Annotated in this window: 17 protein-coding genes and 1 pseudogene; 5 read left to right on the plus strand and 13 right to left on the minus strand. The window is 71.2% G+C overall.

Features of this window, described 5'->3' with window-relative positions; translation table 11 throughout:
- Positions 1 to 325 precede the first annotated feature (325 nt).
- The gene (locus tag IO36_RS40150) at positions 326 to 835 is read right to left on the minus strand and encodes a MarR family winged helix-turn-helix transcriptional regulator (RefSeq protein WP_037628293.1); all 510 of its coding nucleotides are present in this window, start codon (positions 833 to 835) and stop codon (positions 326 to 328) included.
- 165 nt (positions 836 to 1,000) lie between these two features.
- On the opposite strand from IO36_RS40150, the gene IO36_RS40155 reads away from it, so the two are divergent.
- Positions 1,001 to 1,807 carry a dioxygenase family protein gene (locus IO36_RS40155; RefSeq protein ID WP_037628107.1) on the plus strand — a complete coding sequence of 269 codons (807 nt, stop codon included), beginning with the start codon at positions 1,001 to 1,003 and terminating at the stop codon, positions 1,805 to 1,807.
- 201 nt (positions 1,808 to 2,008) lie between these two features.
- On the opposite strand, the gene IO36_RS40160 is transcribed toward IO36_RS40155, so the two are convergent.
- Entirely contained in the window at positions 2,009 to 2,533 is a 525-nt protein-coding gene (locus IO36_RS40160; RefSeq protein WP_037628108.1) for a GNAT family N-acetyltransferase, read from the minus strand.
- 169 nt (positions 2,534 to 2,702) lie between these two features.
- On the opposite strand from IO36_RS40160, the gene IO36_RS40165 reads away from it, so the two are divergent.
- Positions 2,703 to 3,701 carry a sigma-70 family RNA polymerase sigma factor gene (locus tag IO36_RS40165; protein WP_037628109.1) on the plus strand — a complete coding sequence of 333 codons (999 nt, stop codon included), beginning with the start codon at positions 2,703 to 2,705 and terminating at the stop codon, positions 3,699 to 3,701.
- A gap of 629 nt (positions 3,702 to 4,330) precedes the next feature.
- On the opposite strand, the gene IO36_RS40170 is transcribed toward IO36_RS40165, so the two are convergent.
- Positions 4,331 to 5,314, minus strand: a complete 984-nt coding sequence (locus IO36_RS40170) for a helix-turn-helix transcriptional regulator (protein ID WP_037628110.1) — start codon at positions 5,312 to 5,314, stop codon at positions 4,331 to 4,333.
- Between the two features lie 62 nt (positions 5,315 to 5,376).
- On the opposite strand from IO36_RS40170, the pseudogene IO36_RS40175 reads away from it, so the two are divergent.
- Positions 5,377 to 6,891 (plus strand): annotated as a pseudogene (locus tag IO36_RS40175) (MFS transporter); the annotation flags it as partial.
- Between the two features lie 246 nt (positions 6,892 to 7,137).
- Here the strand turns inward: IO36_RS40175 and IO36_RS48805 are convergent.
- The 3 genes from IO36_RS48805 to IO36_RS40185 all read right to left on the minus strand — a co-directional run bounded on the left by IO36_RS48805 (position 7,138) and on the right by IO36_RS40185 (position 10,421).
- Positions 7,138 to 7,887 carry a DUF6227 family protein gene (locus IO36_RS48805; protein ID WP_078943769.1) on the minus strand — a complete coding sequence of 250 codons (750 nt, stop codon included), beginning with the start codon at positions 7,885 to 7,887 and terminating at the stop codon, positions 7,138 to 7,140.
- Positions 7,888 to 8,143: 256 nt separating this feature from the next.
- Positions 8,144 to 9,217, minus strand: a complete 1,074-nt coding sequence (locus tag IO36_RS40180) for a P1 family peptidase (RefSeq protein ID WP_037628111.1) — start codon at positions 9,215 to 9,217, stop codon at positions 8,144 to 8,146.
- A complete protein-coding gene (locus tag IO36_RS40185; RefSeq protein WP_037628112.1) occupies positions 9,207 to 10,421 on the minus strand; it encodes a low temperature requirement protein A in 1,215 nt (404 codons plus the stop codon). Before IO36_RS40185 ends, IO36_RS40180 begins: the two co-directional genes overlap by 11 nt.
- A gap of 97 nt (positions 10,422 to 10,518) precedes the next feature.
- Between IO36_RS40185 and IO36_RS40190 the strand changes: the two genes are divergently transcribed.
- Positions 10,519 to 10,701 (plus strand): hypothetical protein, encoded by a 183-nt coding sequence (locus IO36_RS40190; RefSeq protein WP_037628113.1) that lies wholly within the window; start codon positions 10,519 to 10,521, stop codon positions 10,699 to 10,701.
- Between the two features lie 223 nt (positions 10,702 to 10,924).
- Here IO36_RS40190 and mscL read toward each other — a convergent pair whose 3' ends face one another.
- The 6 genes from mscL to IO36_RS40220 all read right to left on the minus strand — a co-directional run bounded on the left by mscL (position 10,925) and on the right by IO36_RS40220 (position 17,358).
- A complete protein-coding gene (gene mscL, locus IO36_RS40195; RefSeq protein ID WP_037628114.1) occupies positions 10,925 to 11,395 on the minus strand; it encodes a large conductance mechanosensitive channel protein MscL in 471 nt (156 codons plus the stop codon).
- A 114-nt stretch (positions 11,396 to 11,509) separates the two neighbouring features.
- Positions 11,510 to 12,070, minus strand: coding sequence for a CpaB family protein (locus tag IO36_RS47240; protein ID WP_037628295.1), 561 nt, complete (start codon positions 12,068 to 12,070; stop codon positions 11,510 to 11,512).
- 307 nt (positions 12,071 to 12,377) lie between these two features.
- Positions 12,378 to 13,256: an S-methyl-5'-thioadenosine phosphorylase gene (locus tag IO36_RS40205; RefSeq protein WP_051901326.1), complete on the minus strand. Its 879-nt coding sequence runs from the start codon at positions 13,254 to 13,256 to the stop codon at positions 12,378 to 12,380.
- 385 nt (positions 13,257 to 13,641) lie between these two features.
- On the minus strand, positions 13,642 to 13,965 hold the full coding sequence (locus tag IO36_RS40210; protein ID WP_037628115.1) for an FmdB family zinc ribbon protein: 324 nt from the start codon (positions 13,963 to 13,965) through the stop codon (positions 13,642 to 13,644).
- A 68-nt stretch (positions 13,966 to 14,033) separates the two neighbouring features.
- Entirely contained in the window at positions 14,034 to 15,296 is a 1,263-nt protein-coding gene (locus tag IO36_RS40215; RefSeq protein ID WP_037628116.1) for an MFS transporter, read from the minus strand.
- 565 nt (positions 15,297 to 15,861) lie between these two features.
- Complete coding sequence (locus IO36_RS40220; protein ID WP_107065929.1) at positions 15,862 to 17,358, minus strand: potassium/proton antiporter; 1,497 nt, start codon at positions 17,356 to 17,358, stop codon at positions 15,862 to 15,864.
- Positions 17,359 to 17,647: 289 nt separating this feature from the next.
- Here IO36_RS40220 and IO36_RS40225 point away from each other — a divergent pair, with 289 nt between their 5' ends.
- The gene (locus IO36_RS40225; protein ID WP_037628117.1) at positions 17,648 to 20,416 is read left to right on the plus strand and encodes a penicillin acylase family protein; all 2,769 of its coding nucleotides are present in this window, start codon (positions 17,648 to 17,650) and stop codon (positions 20,414 to 20,416) included.
- 106 nt (positions 20,417 to 20,522) lie between these two features.
- Here IO36_RS40225 and IO36_RS40230 read toward each other — a convergent pair whose 3' ends face one another.
- Complete coding sequence (locus IO36_RS40230) at positions 20,523 to 21,137, minus strand: 5-formyltetrahydrofolate cyclo-ligase (RefSeq protein WP_280923779.1); 615 nt, start codon at positions 21,135 to 21,137, stop codon at positions 20,523 to 20,525.
- Positions 21,138 to 21,221 lie beyond the last annotated feature (84 nt).

The following is a 21,221-nucleotide window of genomic DNA, read 5'->3' on the forward strand; positions in this document are numbered from 1 at the left end:
GGCCCGCACTCCGGTACTTCCGCGGTCACCGCGACCGCGCCGTGCGTACGGACGGGGCTGGGGACGACCCGCCCGTACGACACCCGGGACTGCCCCGGTTCCTCCAGTGGGAACCGGGGCAGTCCCGTGTCCGGACCCGGGCGGGACCTGGTGAGCGGGGTGGATCCGGGCGGACCCGAGGGGGCTCGTGCGGACCTGGGCGAACCCGGGCGGGCCCGACTGACCGGGCGGACCGCGATGGACCCGAGTGGGTTTGGGCAGACCCGGGTGGACCTGGGCGGCCTCACGCCGGCCCGGACGGACTCAGGTGAACCGCCGGGCGGAACTAGCGCAACCAGGGCAGATCCGCGCTCGCGTCCTTCGGCTGGAGGCCCTCGGCGATGATCCGCATGGCCTCGCCGAAGGCCTTCCGCTGTTCGGGGCCGAGCCGGTCGAACAGGGCCTGGCGCACGGCGGCGACATGGCCGGGCGCGGTGCGCCGCAGGACCTCGTAGCCGTCGTCGGTCAGGACCGCGAACTGGCCCCGCTTGTCGGACGGGCACTCCTCGCGCCGCACCCAGCCGTTCTTCTCCAGCCGCGCGACGGCGTGCGAGAGCCGGGAGCGGGTGATCTTCGCGTTCATGGCCAGCTCCGTCATGCGCAGCCGGCGGTCCGGCGCCTCGCCGAGCTGCACGAGCAGGCCGTAGTAGATGTGCGGCATCCCCGCGTCACGCTGGAGCTGGCGGTCGAGGTGGTCCTCCAGGAGGGTCGTGGCGTGCATGTACGCGCGCCAGATGCGCTGTTCCTCGTCGGTCAGCCAGCGCGGCTCTTCAGCGGGAGCGGGTGCCGTGTTCATGTACTCCACTGTACGAGTCCCTCCTTGAAACTTAAACAAACTCCCCGTACTCTCGACCCTGAGAGAACTTGAGACTTTAAGCAACTGGTCCACCGCTCACTGGTCCAACTGCTTCAAAGGTCAAACACCACCGCCGTACGATGGAAATCTCCGGAGGGAGCCGTCATGTCCGCCGCCACCGAGGAGCGCCCCGCGCCGGAGCGCATGCCCGCCCTCTACCTCAGCCACGGTGCACCGCCGCTCGCCGACGACCCCGTCTGGCCGGGCCAGCTCGCCGCCTGGTCCGCCGACCTGCCCCGCCCCAAGGCGATCCTGATGGTCTCCGCGCACTGGGAGGAGGCCCCGCTGGCCCTCGGCGCGACCGAGACGATCCCGCTCGTGTACGACTTCTGGGGCTTCCCCGAGCACTACTACCAGGTGACCTACGCCGCCCCCGGAGCCCCGCAGCTCGCCGAGTCCGTACGCAAGCTGCTGCGCGCGCCCGGTACGCCGGTGCAGGACATCCCGGACCGCGGCCTCGACCACGGCGCGTACGTCCCGCTCAAGGAGATGTTCCCCGAGGCCGACATCCCGGTCCTCCAGATCTCCATGCCGACGCTCGACCCGGTCCGGCTGTTCGAGATCGGACGGAAGCTGGCCCCGCTGCGCGACGACGGCGTGCTGATCGTCGGTTCCGGCTTCTTCACCCACAACCTCGCGGCCCTGCGGCACACCGGCGGGGGAGTCCCCACCTGGTCGAGCGAGTTCGACGACTGGGGGCACCGCGCGCTGGAGGCGGGTGACGTGGACGCGCTGCTCGACTTCGAGCGCAAGTCCCCGGCAGGCCGGCTCGCCCACCCGCGCACCGAGCACTTCGCCCCGCTGTTCGTGACCATGGGCGCGGCGGACGCCTCCGGCGAGCTGGACGGGCAGCGGTCCGTCATCGACGGCTTCTGGCTGGGGATGGCGAAGCGGTCGGTGCAGTTCGGCTGAGTGCGCGGCGCCCCCCAACCGGGGCGGCTCGCGAAGCGGCTTCCGACGGCACCTCGTGCGGGGCGGTTCCCGTGCGGGGTGCCGTCGCGCGTGCGGGTGCCGTGCGGTGTGCGGTGTCGTCGTGCGCGCGGTGCCGGCCGCGTGTGCGGTGCTCTCGGGTGCGCGGTGCCGACCCGTGCGAGCCCCGGGTGGGGGCGTTCGCTAGTGGGGGAGTTCCTTCTCGTACCAGGCGACGTCCCAGTAGCGGCCGAACTTGCGGCCGACCTCGCGGTAGGTGCCGACGTGCCGGAACCCGAAGCGTTCGTGCAGGCGCACCGACCCCTCGTTCGGCAGCGCGATGCCCGCGTAGGCCCGGTGCAGGTCCTCGCCGGCGAGCGCCGAGAACAGCGCTTCGTAGAGGAGTGTGCCGATGCCCCGTCGCCCCGCGTCCGGAGCGACGTAGACCGTCACCTCCACGGAGGTCGCGTAGGCGGGCTTCGCCCGGAAGGCGCTGGACGTGGCGTACCCCAGAATCACCTGTGAATCCGTGTCCGTGGCAACCATCAGACGGTGCGGTCCGTCTTCAGGGTGGGAGAGCAGCCACGGACGGCGTTGTCCGGAGGTGAACACATCGGTGTCGAATGTGATCGGCGTCTCACGTACGTAGTGGTTGTAGAGGTCCGTGAGTGCATCGAGATCGGCCGCCACTCCAGGCCTGACCTGCACATCTGTACGTTCTGACCGCATCAGCCCTCCCGTGTGGTGCGACAGGGTACTGCATGATCAGAAAAATCCAGGCGCGGGTTGGGAATTCTGTCCTGATTCCAGTCGTTGATTCCAGCAGATACCGGGCACCCGCAAGGGTGAAAACCGGTGTCCAGGACCACCCGCAAGCCCACCACGCAAGGGAGCACGCATGGCAACCCGTGCCGTCGCCCGTCGTCAGTCCGCCACCGGCGGGACCGCCGACGCGGCACGCAGTGTTCGCGCCGGAGGCGGCGAAATCGCCGACCGCGACCTGGTCGGCATGTACCTCGACGAGATCGCGCGAACACCGCTGCTCGACGCCGCCAAGGAAGTCGAGTTGTCCCAGGTCATCGAGGCGGGTGTGTTCGCGCGGCAGATCCTCGACGGTGAGGCGGAGGCCAAGGCGGACGCGTCCCGCGAGGAACTGGAGGCGCTGGTCGCCGACAGCGAGCGGGCGAAGGACGTCTTCATCCGCTCGAACCTCAGGCTGGTCGTGGCCGTGGCGCGCCGATACCCGCGCAGCGGCCTGCCCCTGCTCGACCTGATCCAGGAGGGGAACGCCGGTCTGGTGCGCGCGGTAGAGAAGTTCGACTACCGCAAGGGCTTCAAGTTCTCGACGTACGCCACCTGGTGGATCCGGCAGGCCATCACCCGTTCCATCGCCGACCAGTCGCGCACGATCCGCCTCCCCGTCCACCTGGTCGAGGAACTGGGCCGGATCCGCCGTGTGCAGCGGGAGTTCAACCGCGAGAACGGACGCGAGCCGGAGCACGCGGAGATAGCCGCCGAGCTCGGCACGACGCCGGAGCGGGTGGGCGACGTGCTGGACTGGGCCCGCGACCCGGTCTCCCTGAACATGTCGGTGGACGACGAGGGCGAGACCCAGTTCGGCGACCTGCTGGAGGACACCTCCGCGGTGTCGCCCGAGCAGTCGGTCCTCACCCTGCTGCGCAGCGAGGAACTGGACGACCTGATCGGCCACCTCGACCAGCGCACCGCCTCCATCATCAAGATGCGGTACGGCATCGTCGACGGCCGGGAGCGGACGCTCACGGAGGTCGGCAAGGAGCACGGGCTCACCCGCGAGCGCATCCGCCAGATCGAGAAGCACGCCCTGCTCGAGCTGAAGAAGCTGGCGCGCGACACCGGATTCGACGCGGCCGCGTAACGGCGGCGGAGCGCGGGGGTGTTCATGGGGGACGGCGGGACGGGTGAGGCCCGAGGTCAGTGGGGTGGGCCGGACGGGCGAGGCGAGTGGGCCGTACGGGTCGATTCGCCGGACGGGCGACGGAGCCCGTCCGCCCTGTCCCCGCACGGCCCGGCCCGCCACGATGGCCACAAGTCGACCAGACATGGCCATGTAAGGCCGCTTCAACCCGCCGGGCCCTGGGAACAAGACTTCAGGGCCCGCGCTTCGGGTCCTCACAGAGTCGAAGACGCGAGCGGAAGTCCCCAGCGGCACCCAGCGTGATCACCGGGCGGAAGCACTCCGCCCCCGAGAACCGAGTCCCGACGCACACCCCCCCCGCGCCGGGACTCCTCCAGAGCCGAGCTTTGGCGCCTCCCCCCCCGGCGCCGAAGCTCGGCTCCTTTGCTGTGTAGGGGCGGGTGTTGGGTGCCGGTGTCCGGTGGTGACTGGCGACTGGCCTGTGGTGGGTTCCGGGCAGGCCGACGGGCCACCCCGGACCTGAACCCCGGGGTGACCCGGACGGCAGATTCTGCCACAGCGACATAACCTGCCGTCGTCGACGGTCCACCGGGTGTCACCACCCCCGTCGCGCGCACCGGCGCGGACCGTCAGGTGCCGTCAGTCTCCGGCACCTCCCCCGCCCGACTCAGTCGTGCACCCAACTCCCTTACGTAATCCACAAGTTCTCTCGGCTCGTGCACCGTGAAGTCGCAGCCGACCATGGCGATCCGAATCGCCAGCCAGTCCACCGCGTCACCGGAGGAGGCCCGTAGCCGGCAGCTGTGCTCGTCGACCGGCTCGGGAGCGCCGACCCACGCGGGCACACGCGCCGCGACGAACGCGGCCGGGGCGGCGAACGTGACGTCGTACGTATAGGTCTCCTGCCGCCGGTACATCGACTGCCGCAGGAATTCCGCGGCGTTCCCGGTCGGCAGCTCGCGGTGCGCGAACCGGGCCCCCGTGGCGAAGGGTTCGGCCACCCGGTCGACCCGGAACGTCCGCCAGTCCTCGCGGTCGAGGTCGTACGCGACGAGATACCAGCGGCGGCCCGTGGAGACCAGCCGGTACGGCTCCGTCAGGCGCCGCGACGGCGTTCCGTCCCCGGAACGGTAGGCGAACCGCAGCCGCTCCCGCCCGGCGATGCTCGACGCCATCACGGTCAGGGTCTCCGGCGCGATGCTCGCCCCGTCGCCGCTCGTCAGCGGAGTGGTCGCGGCCTGGAGCGTGGACACGCGGTGGCGCAGCCGGGACGGCAGCACCTGCTCCAGCTTGGCGAGCGCCCGCACCGAGGCCTCGTCGACGCCCGCGACCGCGTGCCCGGCGCCGGCCCGCAGACCCACCGCGATGGCCACGGCCTCCTCGTCGTCGAGGACGAGCGGGGGCAGCGCCGTGCCCGCGACCAGCCGGTAGCCGCCGTCCGCGCCCTTGGTCGCCTGCACCGGATAGCCCAGCTCGCGGAGCCGGTCGATGTCACGGCGGACCGTGCGCCGGGACACCCCGAGCCGCTCGGACAGCTCGCCGCCGGGCCACTCGCGGGGCGTCTGGAGGAGGGAGAGGAGCTGGAGAAGCCGAGCCGGAGTATCCGTCGTCATGTCCTCCAGGATGCCCGGGAACTAGGACACGATCTGACCTAATAGGCCCTTAGGTTTGTCGCATGACCTCCACCGACCTCCCCGAAACAGCTCTCGGCGGCGACACCGCACCCGGCAGCCCGACGCCCGGCGCCGTGGCCGACCGGCGGCGCTGGCTCGCCCTCGCCATCGTGATGACCGCGGCCTTCATGGACCTGGTCGACGTCACGATCGTCAACATCGCGATCCCGTCGATCGAGCGGGACGCGGGCGCCACGTTCAGCCAGATCCAGTGGATCACCGCGGGCTACGCGCTTGCCTTCGCCGCGGGACTCGTCACCGGCGGCCGGCTCGGCGACATCCACGGCCGCAAGCGGCTCTTCCTCATCGGCGTGGCCGGCTTCACGGTCGCCTCCGCGCTGTGCGGCTTCGCCGTGAACCCGGAGATGCTCGTCGCCTCGCGCATCCTCCAGGGCGCCATGGCCGCGATGATGGTGCCGCAGGTCCTGTCGATCGTCCACGCGACCTTCCCGGCCCACGAGCGCGGCAAGGTCTTCGGACTCTTCGGCGCGATCGTCGGACTGGGCGCGGTCTCGGGCCCCCTCCTCGGCGCGCTGCTCACCGAGTGGAACCTGTTCGGTCTGGAATGGCGGCCGATCTTCCTCATCAACCTGCCGGTCGGCGTGGTCGCGCTGGTCCTGGGCCGCCGCTTCATCAGCGAGTCCAAGGCCCCGCGGGCCCTCAAGCTCGACCTCGTCGGCGTCGCCCTCGTCACGCTCGGCCTGCTGATGCTCCTCTACCCGCTGACCCGCGGCCGCGAGCTGGGCTGGCCGCTGTGGGGCTACCTGTCGATGGCCGGCTCCCTCGCCGTCTTCGCGGCACTGGTGGCGTACGAGAAGCGGAAGACGGCACGGGACGGTTCGCCGCTGATCGAGCTGTCGCTGTTCAAGGTCAAGAGCTTCGCGGCGGGCATCGCCGTGCAGACCGTCTTCGGCGTCGCGCTCGGCATCTTCTTCCTGGTCTGGACGCTGTACATGCAGATCGGACTGGGCTGGCGCCCGCTGCACGCGGGCCTGACCGGAGTGCCGTTCTCGATCGCGGTCTCGGCCGCCGCGGGCATGTCCGTGCAGCTGCTCGTCCCGCGCTTCGGGCGCAAGGTGCTCCAGGCGGGCGCCCTGACCCTGGCGCTCGGCGTGCTCATTTACATCTGGGAGGCCGACCGCTACGGCATGCACATCCACTCCTGGCAGATGGCCCTCCCGCTGGTGGTCATGGGCGCCGGCATGGGCTTCATCGTCGCCCCGCTGACCGACGCGGTGCTCTCGGAGGTCCCGCGCGAGCACTCGGGTTCGGCCTCGGGCCTGATCAACACCGTGCAGCAGATGGGCAACGCGCTCGGCCTCGGCCTGGTCTCGGTCCTCTTCTTCGGAGAGATCGGCGACCGGCTGACCCGGGACCAGGTCGGCCCGGCCTTCGTGCACGCCTTCCAGCACGCGCTCGGCTGGGTCGCCGCCGTGCTGGTCGTCATCTTCCTGCTGATGTTCGCCCTGCCCAAGAAGCCGGCCCAGCACGTGGAGGGCGCGGGCGACGAGACGACGGCCCGGAGCGGGTTCAGGGCGAGGACCACGCCGAGGGTGAAGACCGCGCCCAGAGTGAAGGCCGTGCCCAGGGTGAAGGCCGTGCCGAAGGTGAAGACGAGGGCGAGGAGCAGGACCGGAAGCCGGAGTTCGTCGGCTGATCCCCCCACCGGTCCGCCCGCACCCGCGGGACGCGGAGGTCCGAACAGAAGGGGCCCGGCACCTCGAGTGCCGGGCCCCTTCGGGCTCGAGGAGGCTCAGGGGCCGTCAGCCCAGCCGCGCCGCCCGGCGCTCCATCGCGTCCCGGGCCGCGTCCTCCGACGCGTACACCTCGCACATGTGCCGCCGGTCCGGCGTCGCCGTGTGCTCGACCTCCCACAAGGAGATCTCCTGCCCGTCACCCAGCAGGAACGCGTGCTCGTAGAGCGAGAAGCACAGCCCCGCCTGCCCCGCGCGGCAAGGACGCCCGAACGCCTGCGTGATCTGGTGCGCGAACGCCTCCCGGAGCAGCAGCGACGTCAGCTCCGCACCCGGCCGGTCCGCGTTCTCCGCACGGCGCAGAAGCCGGCGCGCGTGATCGGCGGAGTCGTCGGGCAGGTACGTGTGACGCGGCTCGGGGATCGCCGACAGCTGCACGAACACCGGCAGCTCGAAGTCCGGAGCGTCCGGCGGCAGGGGAAGCCGGGCCGTGGCCGCGCGCAACTCCTCCTCGTCGGCGTAGACCTCGTGCTGCGCGTCACGGCCGGCCGCCGTGTTGTGCACCAGCTCCCATAGCGTGACCGCGGAACCGTCGGCGAGCAGCCAGGTGTGCCGGTACGTCTCCCGGTGCAGCCCCGCGCTGTGGTGCGCGGAGTGCAGCGAACTGTCGTGCGCCAACGCGCAGTCGAGCCGCCGTATCGCCTCGTCGGGCAGCTCGAACGAGTTCAGGGCGCGGCCCAGAAGTCGTGCGAGATGCTCCTCCGGAGACTCGGGCGACTCGGGTGGTTCGTACGCTGCTGTCTCGTACGGAACGCTCAAGGTTTCTCCCGGCGTTGCTGCATGTCACCTTGTGGGTGCATACCGTAGCCCCTCGGTCGGACATCATGTCCTCGAACCGAGAAAACGTGCGGACGGAAAACGGACGGGCCGCGGGGCACGCTCCCCCACCGCCCACGACAACCTCAAAAGGCCCTCGTCAGACGGCACTTACGGTGACGCACCCGACCCGCGAAAGGTTCCGGCCGTTGGGCCCCCTTGTCCGGCGGAGCGCCCTTGCCGCGGCGGCGACCGGCGGCTACGAAGCCTCCGGGGGGCCTCCCCCCTCCCCCTCCCCGCCCACCCCACCCTCCCCGTACAGCTCCGTGTACGACGGCCACGTCCCGCCCGGGCCGGTCACCGGCTCCGCCGCCCGCACCGCCCGCACGATCGCGCGCGTCACCAGGTCGGCGCCCGCAGCGAGGATCTCGTTGAGCGCCGGCGGAGCCTCGGCGTCGAGCTGCCGTGCGCCCGTGGCCAGCGCGAACACGGTGTCCCCGTCGTTCAGCAGATGTACCGGCCGCACGGCTCGCGCGATGCCGTCGTGCGCCGTCCCGGCGAGCTTCTGCGCCTGCGCCCGGGTCAGGGCGGCATCGGTGGCCACGACCGCGAGCGTGGTGTTCAGCGGCGGCGGCGCGTTCCTCGCGGCGGCCTCCGCCAGCCGCAGCCGGGCGGCCTCGCGCACCGCGGCGGACGGTCCCGCCGTGCGCCCCCGCACCAACTCCCCGTACAACACCCCCGTTTCCGGCTCCACCACCGAACCCACCGCGTTGGCCACCACCAGCGCGGCCACCGTGACACCGGATTCCAGCACGGTGCTCGCCGTCCCGACGCCGCCCTTCAGCTGCCCGGCCACCGCCCCGGTGCCGGCACCCACACCGCCCTCGGACACCGGCGCTCCCGGTACGCTCGCGTCGGCCGCCTCGACGGCCGCCCTCCCGGTGGACGCGTCCGGCCGCGCCCGGAAGTCGCCGCCGCGCCCGAGATCGAAGACACAGGCGGCGGGGACTACGGGCACGACGTGCGTGGGATCCGGCCCCACGCGCACCCCGCGTCCATGCTCCTCCAGCCAGGCCATCACCCCCGACGCCGCGTCCAGCCCGTAGGCGCTGCCGCCGGTGAGAACGAGCGCCTCGACCTTCTGCACGAGGTTGCGCGGATCGAGGGCGTCCGTCTCCTTGGTGCCGGGGCCGCCGCCGCGCACGTCCACGGCGGCGATCACGCCTCCCTCGGGAGCGAGCACCACCGTGGTGCCCGTGAGCCAACCGTCCCCGCTGCGCGTCGCGTGCCCCACCCGCAGACCCGCTACATCCGTCAGAGCGTCAACTGTCATACGCCCAGTGTTCCCTGGACTTCATCACCACCCCCGCCGCCACGGCCAGCGCGGAGACGATCCCGGCGGCGAGGACCGCGCCCTCGCCCAGGAAGGTGCACAGGATGACCAGCAGCGCGGCGCTCGGCAGGACGATCTGCTGGCCGATGCCCACCTTGAAATGCCGGGAGTGCAACGCCCAGACGGCGAGGAGGTACAGAGCGGTCGGCAGGGTCACCGCCGCGGAGGCCGAGAGCGTCGAGATGTGCGCCGTGCCGACCGTCTGCTCCACCGCGACCTCCAGGCCCGCGCCGATCGCGGCGGCCGACGAGAAGATCAGATAGTGGCCGTACCCCCACAGGAAGGCCTGTCCGCTGGACCGCAGATGGCCGTGGATCGGTACCGCGAAGTAGATCCACCAGGCGGAGAACACGATCAGCAGCCCGCCGGCGGCGATGGGCAGCAGTTCGTTCAGCGCGTCGTGCTCGTCGACGGCGGACTTCACCGCGACGGTGGCGGCGGCGATCGTCTCGCCCAGCACGATGATCGTGAACAGTCCGTACCGCTCGGAGATGTGGTGCGGATGCCAGGACGTGGTGAAGTCCTTCTCCGCGAACAGCGGGACGCACAGCTCCGCGACGGCCGCCGCCAGGAAGACCCAGGGCCGGGCCGCCTCCGGCGCGAACAGCAGGCCGAGCCAGGCGATCTGGCACAGCAGTACGCCGCCCGCGTACCGCAGCGCCATCGTTCTCTCGGTGCCCTCGGTGGAGCGGGCCACCCGCAGCCACTGGGCGATCATCGCGAACCGCATGATCGCGTAACCCAGCCAGACGACCAGGAAGTCATGGCTCTCGAACGCCTTGGACACCCCGGCCGCGAGGACCAGGACGCCGGCGATCTGCACCAGCGTGACGACCCGGTAGAGCACGTCGTCGTTGTCGTAGGCCGAGGCGAACCAGCTGAAGTTCATCCACGCCCACCAGATGGCGAAGAAGATCATCGCGTAATTGAGGATGCCCTGCCCCGCGTGACCGGCGGCCACGGCGTGCACCAGCTCGGCCCCCGCCTGGGCGATGGCCACCACGAAGCACAGGTCGAACAGGAGCTCCAGTGGTGACGCCACGCGGTGCGCCTCGTCGCGGCCGCGGGCGGTCATTCTGCGCAGTGTCCGGCGGCCCTCGGGCCGTGGCGCCGAGGGGGACTCCGGAGCGGAACGGGAGGTCATGGGGCCAAGCACAGCAGAAAAGCCCCGGAAATTCTCGCGCCCGGCGTCACCCGCTGCGGCGGCGCCGAGGGGGAGCCGCCCGGCGTACGCTGGGAGCATGAGTCCCGCCCCCGCCCCCGAACCGCGTGATCCGAAGCCGGCCCTGGTCTTCGACGATCCGCTGGACCAGCAGTCCTCGGACGATACGGATCGCGGGTGGGGCGAGCGGGCCGACAGCACCGGTGACAGTGCCGCGGACCTGAAGCGCTTCCTCGACGAGAAGCCACCCCACCACCTCTGAGCCCGGCCCCACGGCTCCCGGCTCTGAGCCCGACCCCGCGGCTCCTGGCCCTGCGCCCGACCCCGCGGCTCCCGGCCCGGCACCCGGCTCTGCGACCCCCGGCCCCGTGATTCCAGGTCCCGGGAGTCCCGGCGCGGTGATTCCCGAAGCCGGGACGCCGGGCCCCGGGTCTCCCGCGGCCGGCGCCCGCCGTGTTCCCGGGCGTGTGCCGGGGGATCCGTCCTCAGTAGTCGCGCCGGCCCTGACCGCGCTGGGCGACCAGCTCGTTGCGGATCTCCTTCAGCACCTCCAGCTCGGTCACCTCGATGACCTCCTTCGTGCCCTCCCGCGCCTTCTGGCGGGCGGCCTGCCGGGCCAGGAACTTGGCCATCGGCAGCACCATCAGGAAGTAGACGACGGTGGCGGTGATCAGGAACTGGAGCGTGGCACCCAGCACCGAGCCCCACATGAGGCGGATGCCTTCGGCGTTTGCCCCGCTGCCCGTGCAGGGAGCCTCCAGGCAGGAGCTGTAGCTGTCGAGGTTCTTCGTGCCGACAGCGCCGACGAGCGGGTTGATGATGCCCTTCACCACGGAGTTGACGATATTGGTGAAGGCCGCACCGATGACGACCGCGACGGCCAGGTCGATGACGTTGCCCCGCATGATGAAGGCCTTGAAGCCCTCCCAAATGCTGGGCTGGTTGTTGTCGCTCACTAGGAGGCCCCTCCGCGCAGGTTGTGGAACAAACAGCTCCGCAACCTACGGCAGCGTGCGCCGAGCAGATCCAACTGGGTAGCTCGAAGGAGGGACTTGCCACGGTTTCGGCCCTCATCGCAGCGTCACCGCCAGCCGTGACGTGGTGCCGGCGCCGGCCAGCCGCACGGCCGTGGCGCGCGGGACGGACAGGACGACCAGCGCCCCGCTGCCGGTCACGCCGACGTCCGGAACCCCGGTGACCCGCGCGCCGGACGCGACCAGCCGCGCCGGGCCGCCGCCGTCCGCCGCGACCACGTCGACCCGGTCCCCGGGACGCAGCAGGCCCACCGTGGCACCGTCCGCGATCCGGACCGGCGCCCGCACCGTCCCGGCCCCGGTCCTGGCCGTGGCCGGTCCGCGAGGCGGCGGGGAAGCCGGGGTGGAGGCGGACGCTGGGGCCGTGGCGGGGCCGGCCGCCGGATGTCCGCGCGCCGATCCGGCGTCACCCGGTCCGGCCGCGACCAGCGCGGCCGCCGTCATCGCCAGTCCGGCGGCGACCGCCCGCCGCCTGTGCCGAGTGAACGGCAGCCGCCCGCGCCCGCCCCGCACCCGGACGGGCGCGAACTGCGGCACCTCGCACGTGGGAGGAGTGTCCGCGCCCGGCGGGCGGAAGTGCTGAGAGAGCTGTGCCATGGTGACCACCACCTGCGACGAGGGACCGGCTTGCGCTCCCACGATGAGGTCTCGCGGCGAAGCCCGCAGGGGCCCGTGGATCACCCGTGGATTGTGGACAACTCCCTCACCCGAACGGGGAGTCCGGGACGACCCCTTCGCCGAGGGGCGGCCTCTCACCGAGCGCCAGGCCTCTTACCAAGCGACAGGCCCCTCACCGAGCGACAGGCCCCTCACCGGTGGCCGACCCCGTCACGGACGGCGGACCCCGTCACGTACGGCGGACCCCGTCACGGACGGCGGACCCCGCCACGTAGGGCAGACCCCATCACGGCAGTTCGAAGCCCGGGTCCATCCCGCCCAGCGCGCTCGTGCACAGGCAGTCGCGCGACGCGTTCGACGGCAGGCCCGCGACCGCGTCGAAGAGCACCCCGCGCAACCGGTCCACGTTCGCCGCGAACACCTTCAGCACCTCGTCGTGCGAGACGCCCTCGCCGCTCTCCGCGCCCGCGTCCAGGTCGGTGACCAGCGTCAACGACGTGTAGCAGAGCTCCAGTTCGCGGGCGAGCGCGGCCTCGGGATGTCCGGTCATGCCGACCACCGACCAGCCCTGCGCCTGGTGCCAGAGCGATTCGGCCCGGGTCGAGAACCGCGGCCCCTCTATGACCACGAGCGTGCCGCCGTCCACCGGCTCCCAGTCCCGTCCGCGCGCCGCCTCCAGCGCTGCCGCGCGGCCGACGGGGCAGTAGGGGTCGGCCAGCGACACGTGCACCACGTTCGGCACCGTGCCGTCGGCCAGCGGCAGCCCGTCGAAGTAGGACTGCGACCGCGACTTCGTACGGTCCACGAACTGGTCCGGGACGAGCAGGGTCCCGGGCCCGTACTCGGGGCGCAGTCCGCCCACGGCGCAGGGGCCGAGGATCTGCCGGGCGCCCACGGAGCGCAGCGCCCACAGGTTGGCCCGGTAGTTGATGCGGTGCGGCGGCAGATGGTGGCCGCGGCCGTGGCGGGGCAGGAAGGCCACCCGCCGGCCGGCGATCTCGCCGAGGAACAGGGAGTCGCTCGGGGGTCCGTAAGGGGTGTCGACGCGCAGCTCGGTCACATCGTCGAGGAAGGAGTAGAAGCCCGAGCCGCCGATGACGCCGATCTCGGCCAGGGCCGTCGTCCGCTCCCCGGCCGGGGTCTGAGAGTTCTCCGTGTTCGCCATGAACGGCACCCTACGGGCTGTCCCGGACGGAGGGACGCCGAAGGCCTCCGGCCGGAAGAGGGGCGAGGCCGGCGGCCTGGGGAGGCCCGCGACTCCAGGCCACGAGAGGTACGACTACACGCCACGGAGGCACCGGCTCCCCGCCGCGGAGCTGCCGACTCCCCGCCACGAGAGGCATGCAGATCCCGCCACGGGAGGGCTGGAGATCCTCCCACGGGAGGTACGGAGGCCCCGCTACGGGAAGGGGTGGCGAGCCCGGGTCGCAGGAACGCCGAAGACCCCGTCGTCGTACGACGACGGGGTCCCGTGCGAACGAACCCTGTGGCGCCCGGCGGCCGGGTGGCCGCGGGGGCCGGGACGGGAGTCCCGGCCGGCAGGGGAGTCCTTAGGCGGCGGAGCTGCCGGCCGAGCTGCTGCCCGACGACTTCGAGTCCGAGGACGACGACGTGGACGCCGACGACGAGGACTTCGTGTCCGAGGCCGAGGACGTGGACGTCGACGACTTCGTGGCGGGCGAGCTGCTCGACGACGAGCCGCGGCTGTCGTTGCGGTAGAAGCCGGAGCCCTTGAAGACAATGCCGACGGCCGAGAACACCTTCTTCAGGCGGCCGTTGCAGTTCGGGCATTCGGTCAGGGCGTCATCGGTGAACTTCTGCACCGCCTCGAGGCCCTCGCCGCACTCGGTGCACTGGTACTGGTAGGTCGGCACTTGTCTTCCTCCTGGCACTCTCACTCAGTGAGTGCTAACGACGATCCATACTGACGTATTCCGCGAGATCAGTCCACTGTCACCGGCACGCGGTGACCGACGCCACGCGCCACGGCGCGGCTCGGGGCCCCTGCGACCAGACGCGACCGCAGGGTCACGAGGGTCGCCAGGGCCAGTGCCGTACCGGCCATCGGCACCAGGAACCCGGCGCCGTCCCAGAGCCTGTCCTCCAGCTGGCCGGCGACGGTGACGGCGGCCGCCTGGCCGAGCGCGACGGCTCCGGTGAGCCAGGTGAACGCCTCGGTGCGGGCGCCCTGCGGAACGAGGCTCTCGACCAGGGTGTAGCCGGTGATCAGGCTCGGGGCGATGCACATGCCGACCACGAGGCCGAGCCCGGCGAGCACGACGACCGAGTTCGCGGCCCACAGTCCGGAGGCGGCGACCGCGAGGGCCGCGTATCCGACGACGAGCCGTCGCTGCGGGGCCACCTTCCAGGCGACGGCGCCGCAGACGATGCCCGAGAGCATGTTGCCCGCCGCGAAGACGCCGTACAGGACACCGTTCAGGCCGGGCTCGCCGATCGACTCGCTGTACGCGGCCAGCGAGACCTGCATGCCGCCGAAGACCGATCCGATGCCCAGGAAGGTCATGATCAGAACGCGCACCCCGGGGATCCGCAGCGCGGAACCGTGCTCCACGCGTGCGTGCCCGGCGGGGGTGACCGCGGGCTGGGTGCTCTTCTGCGCGGCGAACAGCAGACCGCCGACCAGGGTCAGCGACGCCTCGGTCAGCAGGCCCGCGGCGGGCGTGACGGCCGTGCACAGCGCGGTGGCGAGCAGCGGGCCGAAGACGAAGGTCAGCTCGTCGGTGACGGACTCGAAGGCGGCCGCGGTCGGCATCAGGGGCGAGTCCTGGAGCTTCACGCCCCAGCGGGCCCGCACCATGGGGCTGATCTGCGGCACCGAGGCGCCGGTGGGCACGGCGGCGGCGAACAGCACCCACAGGGGGGCGTCCGCCAGCGCGAGAGCCGTCAGGGAGAAGCCGGCCACGGCGTGCACGAGGACACCGGGCAGCAGGACCGCCCGCTGTCCGTGCCGGTCGGCCAGACGTCCGGTGAAGGGCGCGAACAGCGCCATGGAGACACCGGTGACGGCCGCGACCGCGCCGGCCGCCCCGTAGGAACCGGTGGTGTGCTGCACGAGCAGCACGATGGAGATCGTCAGCATCGCGAACGGCTGACGGGCGGCGAAGCCGGGGAGCAGGAACGTCCAGGCGCCGCGGGTGCGCAGCAGTTGTCCGTACCCGGGGCGGGAGGTGACCGTGGATGCCACGGCCCGTGCCTTTCTGCCGCCTGGTAGCGCGCCCGTGCGGGGGCGCCGAGAGCTGTCCTCTTGCGCGGATCTGCGGTAGATACCGGCGTCCACTGCGGAAGGACGTCACGGCCGCCATACGGTCGCGCCAGCTCTGCGTCAGGCAGAGTTGGTTCGATCAAGGTGTGCGTTCATCGTACAGGGGGCCGGTCCCGTGCCGGGCCTGTGAAAAAGAGCACTGTGCGGTCGAGGGCCTGTGAAACCGTCCGTTCCCGGCACTGTGTTCGACGATCCGTAAGGGCTCCGACCGCTCATCCTTAAGGAACGCACCCGGCCCGGCGAAAGATTCCGGCCGGAACCCGGCACCCGAGCCGGAGCCATCGATCCCGACCCCGGCAGGTCAGTCCCAGCTCCGGCAGCTCCGCCCCGGCCCAGCCAGGCGGGTCCGGCCCCGGCCCCGGCGGGTCCGTCCCGGCCCAGGCTCCGGCAGGTCGGTCCCGGCCCCGGCGGGTCCGTCCCGGCCCAGGCTCCGGCACGTCGGTCCCGGCCCCAGGCAGTCAGCCCCCGCCCCGCCCCCGCGGACCGGTCACAGACCCGTCCGGTGCTGGGTCCGGTGCTCCGTCCCGCCGTCGCCGACTCCCAGCCAGTCCGCGAGCTTGCCGCCCTGGCCCACGGCACGCAGGCGCCGTTCTGTGGCGTCCCGGACCGGGTCCGTCGCCACGACGAGCAGTTCGTCGCCGAGCCGCAGCACCGTCGTCGGCATCGGTACGAAGGACTTCGACTCACGGACGACGAGGGTGACCGCGGCGCCCGGGGGCAGCCGCAGCTCGCCCACCTCGACGCCGTGCATCCGCGAGCCCTTGGGGATCGCGACCGACAGCAGATGGCCGCGCAGCCGCTCCAGGGGTGCCGACTCGATGCCGAGGTCGGCGGCTCCCGCCGACTCTCCGAGCCGGAGCTTGCGGGCGAGCCAGGGCAGGGTCGGGCCCTGGACGAGGGTGTAGACGACGACCAGCACGAAGACGATGTTGAAGATCCGCTTGCTCTCCGCGATGCCGCTCACCATCGGGATGGTCGCCAGGATGATGGGCACGGCGCCGCGCAGGCCCGCCCAGGACAGCAGTGCCTGCTCCTGCCAGGGGATGCGGAAGGGCAGCAGGCTGGCGATCACGCTCAGCGGCCGCGCCACCATGGTCAGCACCAGGCCGATGAGGAGCGCGGGCACGATGTCGTCGCCCATCTCGTGCGGGGTGACCAGAAGGCCGAGCAGGACGAACATGCCGATCTGGGCGATCCAGCCGAGCCCCTCGGCGAAGCCGCGGGTGGCGGGCCAGTGGGGCAGCTTGGCGTTGCCGAGCACCATGGAGGCGAGGTAGACCGCGAGGAAGCCGCTGCCGTGGGCGAGCGCGCCGGCCGCGTAGGCGGCGACGGCGATGGCCATGACGGCGATCGGGTAGAGGCCGGAGGCCGGCAGTGCCACGTGCCGCAGCCCGTAGGCGCCCAGCCAGCCGACCGCGAGACCGATGGCGGCGCCGATGGTCAGCTCCAGCGCGATCTCGCCGATCAGCCGGTACCAGTGCTCCACGGGACCCGCGGTGGAGAACGCGACGACCAGGATGACGACCGGGGCGTCGTTGAAGCCCGACTCGGCCTCCAGGATGCCCGTCACCCGTGAGGGGAGGGGGATCTTGCGCAGGACGGAGAAGACCGCCGCCGCGTCCGTCGACGAGACGACCGCCCCGATGATGAGGGCCTGGTGCCACTCGAGCCCGATCAGGTAGTGCGCGGCCGCGGCCGTGATGCCGACGCTCACCGCGACGCCCACCGTCGCCAGCGCGGAGGCAGCCGGCAGGGCCGGTCTGATCTCCCTCCACTTCGTGCCGAGGCCGCCCTCGGCCAGGATCACGACCAGGGCCGCGTACCCGATGACCTGGGTGAGCTCGGCGTTGCTGAACTGGACGTCGCCGACTCCGTCCTGGCCGATCGCGACGCCGATCCCCAGGTAGACGAGCAGCGTGGGCAGCCCGCTGCGCGAGGAGATCCGGACCGCCGCCACCGCGAGGAGCAGGACGAGCGAGCACATGAGCAGGAGCTGGTTGAGGTGGTGGACAGTCAGGGGCTGTTCCTTTCTCGCCGATCCGGTCCGTCGTGGACGGTGTCCGGATCCGAGCACCGGAAGCCGGCCACTTCAGTGCAAGTACTTCGTTACCTTACCTAACTCTTGACGTTTTCTTGACGTTCGCGGAGGCAAGATCGAACAGTCGTGCTTCCCGGTTTCCTACTCCGCGTCAAGGCGCGGTGGGCCCTGCGCCTATGGTTGCCCCAGCACTCCAGGACCGCCTGCCGCTCGCGTTAGGACAGCAAGGACAGCGATGCCCCCCAACACCACCGCCTCTTCCGGCCAGCAGCCCGGCAAGTCCGGCAGGAAGAAGGGGCGCAAAGCCCGACTGTTCTTGATTGTCCTGGTTCTCGCCATCATCGGAGGCATCGCCTTCGGCGCGTACTGGAGCGTCAGCACGGTGCGCGCCTCGTTCCCGCAGACCAAGGGATCCATCCGGCTCGACGGCCTGTCCGGGCCCGTGACCGTCCAGCGCGACGGCAACGGCATCCCGCAGATCTACGCGTCCTCCGACGAGGACCTGTTCATGGCCCAGGGCTTCGTCCAGGCGCAGGACCGGTTCTACGAGATGGACGTGCGCCGGCACATGACCTCGGGCCGGCTGTCGGAGATGTTCGGCTCGGGCCAGGTCAAGAACGACGAGTTCCTGCGCACGCTGGGCTGGGACCGCATCGCGAAGAAGGAGTACGACACCAAGCTGTCGGCCTCCACCAAGAAGTACCTCGACGCGTACTCCGAGGGTGTCAACGCCTACCTCAAGGGCAAGAGCGGCGAGGACATCTCCCTGGAGTACGCCGCCCTCGGCTTCACCAACGACTACAAGCCCACCTCGTGGACGCCGGTCGACTCGGTGTCCTGGCTCAAGGCGATGGCCTGGGACCTGCGCGGCAACATGCAGGAGGAGATCGACCGCTCCCTGATGACGAGCCGCCTCGGCCCGAAGCAGATCGCGGACCTCTACCCGGAGTACCCCTACAGCCGGCACAAGACGATCGTCCGCGAGGGCTCGTACGACAGCGTCACCGGGACGTACGGACCCACGGACACCTCCACCTCGACGACGACGACGACGGCGGGCACCGGGCTCACCGGCAACACCGCCGCGCCCTCCGGGTTCCAGAGCCAGCTCTCCGGGCTCTACAAGGTCCTGGACGACCTGCCGACCGCCGTCGGCGTGAACGGCAACGGCATCGGGTCGAACTCCTGGGTCGTCGCCGGCAGCCACACCATCACCGGCAAGCCGCTGCTGGCGAACGACCCGCACCTGTCGGCGTCGCTGCCCTCGGTCTGGTACCAGATGGGCCTGCACTGCACGGCGATCTCCGCCTCGTGCCAGTACGACGTCACCGGCTACACCTTCGCGGGCATGCCCGGCGTGGTCATCGGTCACAACGCGGACATGGCCTGGGGCATGACGAACTCCGGCGTCGACGTCACGGACCTCTACCTGGAGAAGATCACCGGCGAGGGCTACGAGTACGACGGCAAGGTGCTGCCCTTCACGACCCGCAAGGAGACCATCAAGGTCGCGGGCGGCGAGGCCAAGACGATCGTCGTCCGGCAGACCCAGGACGGGATGCCGCTGCTCTCCGACCGTGACGACGAGCTCGTCCAGGTCGGCAAGAAGGCCACGGTCGACTCCGGGGCGCCCGACCGCGGCGACGGTTACGCGATAGCACTGCGCTGGACCGCGCTGGACCCCGGCCGGACCATGGACGCCGTCTTCCGGATGGACAAGGCGTCGAACTGGAACGAGTTCCGCAAGGCGGCCGCCTCCTTCGAGGTGCCGTCCCAGAACCTGGTCTACGCCGACGGCGCCGGCGCGAGCGGCAACATCGGCTACCAGCTGCCCGGCAAGATCCCCACGCGCGCCAAGGGCGACGACGGCTCGCTGCCTTCGCCCGGCTGGGACTCCAAGTACCGCTGGACCGGCTACATCAAGCAGTCCGCGCTGCCCTACGAGTACAACCCCAAGCGCGGCTACATCGTGACCGCCAACCAGGCGGTCGTGGACCCGGACAAGTACCCCTACACGCTCACCACGGACTGGGGCTACGGCACCCGCAGCCAGCGCATCACCGATCTGATCGAGGCGAAGACCAAGGGCGGCGCCAAGATCTCGACCGACGACATGCGTCAGATGCAGCTCGACAACAGCAGCGAGATCGCCAGGCTGATCGTGCCCAAGCTGCTGAAGATCAACGTGGCCGACAAGGACGTCCGCGACGCGCAGAAGCTCTTGGAGGGCTGGGACTACACCCAGGACGCCGACTCCGCCGCGGCCGCCTACTTCAACGCCACCTGGCGCAACATCCTCAAGCTCGCCTTCGGCAACAAGCTGCCCAAGGAGCTGCGGGTCAAGGGCCAGTGCCTGTGGGTCGAGCGGGCCGACAACACCGGTCCCGCGGACGAGGACCAGACGGTCCGCGAGTGCGGCGAGCGCGAGCCGGACCAGGCGCAGCCGGACGGCGGCGACCGCTGGTTCGAGGTGATCCGCAAGATCATCGACGACGAGCACAATGACTGGTGGAAGCTGCCCCGGACGCGTACCGAGGACGCCTCCACCAGCCGGGACGCCCTGTTCGGCCGGGCCATGTCGGACGCCCGCTGGGAGCTGACCGCCAAGCTCGGCAAGGACATCGACACCTGGAGCTGGGGCCGGCTGCACCGCCTGTTCCTGAAGAACCAGACGCTCGGCACCGCGGGCCCCGGCTTCCTGCAGTACATGCTCAACCGCGGCCCCTGGAACCTCAGCGGCGGCGAGGCGACGGTCAACGCGACCGGCTGGAACGCGGCGGGCGGCTACGGCGTCGTCTGGGTCCCCTCGATGCGGATGGTCGTGAACCTCGGCGACCTCGACAAGTCCAAGTGGATCAACCTCACGGGCGCCTCGGGGCACGCGTACAGCGCGCACTACACCGACCAGACGGAGCTGTGGGCCAAGGGCGAACTCCTGCCGTGGGCCTTCAGCAAGAAGGCCGTCGACGGGAAGACGAGCGACACGCTGGTCCTGAAGCCCTGACACCGGGCGAACGACGAAACGGCCCTCCACGCGTGCGTGGAGGGCCGTTTCGCGTCGGCGGCGGTCGGCGGTCGGCCGCCGGTCTGTCGGCGTCGGTCGTCGGCCGTCATCGGAAGCGGTGTGGGCCCGCGGGGGTCACCACCGCGTGGACGGGCCGGTCGTGCGCCTCCTCGGGCACGCGGTCGAGGACCTCCGTGCCGTACAGGAGCACCACCAGTGCGGGATCGGCGCCCGCACGCTCCAGACGGGCCAGCACGCGGTCGTAGGAGCCTCCGCCGCGGCCCAGCCGCATGCCGCGCGCGTCCACGGCCAGGCCGGGCAGCAGAACGACGTCGGCCTCGCCGACGGCCTCGGGCCCCAGCCGCTCGCCCGCGGGCTCCAGGAGGGCCATCTTCCCGCCGTGCCGGACCTCCGTGAGGGAGTCCGGCCCGGTGTACGCCCCCCAGTCGAGGTCGTTGTCCGGCAGAAGAACAGGCAGCAGGACGCGAACCCCGCGCGCGTGAAGCGCGTCTAGCAGGGTGCGCGTGCCCGGTTCGCTGCCCACGGACACGTACGCCGCCACCGTGCGGGCCCCGGCCAGTTCGGGCAGCTCCAGGGCGCGGGCGGCGAGTCCCCCGGCGGTCTCCCGCACGTCATCGGCCGTCAACCCGTTTCTCACCCGCAGGAGTTCCCGTCGCAACGTTCGCTTGTCAGGCTCCGGTCCGGATCCGGTGTTTCTCACAGGTGACTCCTGTTGTTCTCTTAATCCGTTCAAATGATAGTGAATTAACCGGAGCCACAGATTCTGCACATAGCCACCGGTTAT

The organism is Streptomyces aureus (assembly GCF_000725495.1).
Taxonomy (GTDB): Bacteria; Actinomycetota; Actinomycetes; order Streptomycetales; family Streptomycetaceae; genus Streptomyces; species Streptomyces aureus_B.

Coding starts and splice junctions, on each gene's coding strand:
- IO36_RS40185 (WP_037628112.1), bottom strand. CDS start 10,421: ATGACCTCCCGTTCCGCTCCGGAGTCCCCCTCGGCGCCACGGCCCGAG.
- IO36_RS40190 (WP_037628113.1), top strand. CDS start 10,519: ATGAGTCCCGCCCCCGCCCCCGAACCGCGTGATCCGAAGCCGGCCCTG.
- IO36_RS40155 (WP_037628107.1), top strand. CDS start 1,001: ATGTCCGCCGCCACCGAGGAGCGCCCCGCGCCGGAGCGCATGCCCGCC.
- IO36_RS40220 (WP_107065929.1), bottom strand. CDS start 17,358: ATGTGCTCGCTCGTCCTGCTCCTCGCGGTGGCGGCGGTCCGGATCTCC.
- IO36_RS40165 (WP_037628109.1), top strand. CDS start 2,703: ATGGCAACCCGTGCCGTCGCCCGTCGTCAGTCCGCCACCGGCGGGACC.
- IO36_RS40180 (WP_037628111.1), bottom strand. CDS start 9,217: ATGACAGTTGACGCTCTGACGGATGTAGCGGGTCTGCGGGTGGGGCAC.
- IO36_RS40225 (WP_037628117.1), top strand. CDS start 17,648: ATGCCCCCCAACACCACCGCCTCTTCCGGCCAGCAGCCCGGCAAGTCC.
- IO36_RS40150 (WP_037628293.1), bottom strand. CDS start 835: ATGAACACGGCACCCGCTCCCGCTGAAGAGCCGCGCTGGCTGACCGAC.
- IO36_RS40160 (WP_037628108.1), bottom strand. CDS start 2,533: ATGCGGTCAGAACGTACAGATGTGCAGGTCAGGCCTGGAGTGGCGGCC.
- IO36_RS47240 (WP_037628295.1), bottom strand. CDS start 12,070: ATGGCACAGCTCTCTCAGCACTTCCGCCCGCCGGGCGCGGACACTCCT.
- IO36_RS40170 (WP_037628110.1), bottom strand. CDS start 5,314: ATGACGACGGATACTCCGGCTCGGCTTCTCCAGCTCCTCTCCCTCCTC.
- IO36_RS40205 (WP_051901326.1), bottom strand. CDS start 13,256: ATGGCGAACACGGAGAACTCTCAGACCCCGGCCGGGGAGCGGACGACG.